This is a genomic window from Pseudomonas sp. SIMBA_041 (assembly GCF_046535095.1).
In the GTDB taxonomy this organism is placed as follows: Bacteria; Pseudomonadota; Gammaproteobacteria; order Pseudomonadales; family Pseudomonadaceae; genus Aquipseudomonas; species Aquipseudomonas mucoides.
Genome location: NZ_JAWRXJ010000029.1, coordinates 1 through 848, shown reverse-complemented (window position 1 = coordinate 848; position 848 = coordinate 1). Strand labels below are relative to the sequence as shown.

Below are 848 nucleotides of genomic sequence, written 5' to 3'. Positions count from 1 at the left end.
CAGTTGATCAACGAATGGCGCCGGGCGCCGATCAATCAGATCCGAGTCGATCCGGCCAACCCCAACACAGTGATCACCGAGCAAATCATTCCGCCCGAAGTAGGCGGCGAGTGGATTCGCGAGATCGGTCTATATGACGTCGACGGCGACCTGGTGGCGGTGGCCAACTGTGCGCCGAGCTATAAACCGTTGCTCGACCAGGGCAGCGGCAAGACTCAGGTCGTGCGGATGAATTTCATCGTCAGCAGCTCGGCGAACATCGTGCTGAAGATTGACCCAGCCGTCGTGCTGGCCACGCGTGAATACGTGGACCTCAAGATTCAGGAGGAACTGGCCAAGCTGGATCACAAACAATCGGCGCGAGTGGCAGCGACCGCCGCCATTACCCTCAGCAATCTGCAGACGGTCGATGACGTGGCTGTGGCCACCGGTGACCGAGTGCTGGTCACCGCTCAGGCGCTGGCACAGGACAACGGGATCTATGTCGCCAGCGCCGACAGCTGGACGCGGGCCGCCGATGCCGACAACAGCCTGGAAGTGACCCCGGGGCTGTTTATCCACGTCGAGCAGGGCACGACCAACGGCGACAGCCTCTGGCAGTTGGTCACCGACGCGCCGATCAACCTCGGTACCACCAGTTTGCAGTTCGACATGATCGCGGGTGGCAGTGGGGCAGGCGTAGGGACCTTTCGCAGTGTCACCGTCGATGCCCTTGGGCGGGTGGTCGCCGGTACCAACCCGACCACTCTGGATGGCTACGGCATCACCGATGCTTTGCCCGTCGACGGAACCGCGGTGGCGGCCACCCAATTGGAAACAGCGCGCACGCTGAGCGTATCCGGGGCGGC

At 62.9% G+C, this 848-nt stretch carries 1 protein-coding gene; it reads left to right on the top strand.

What is annotated here, in order from left to right; translation table 11 throughout:
- Positions 1 to 848, top strand: an 848-nt coding sequence (locus SB725_RS30065) for a phage tail protein (RefSeq protein WP_410923007.1), incomplete at both ends; no start/stop codon positions are given.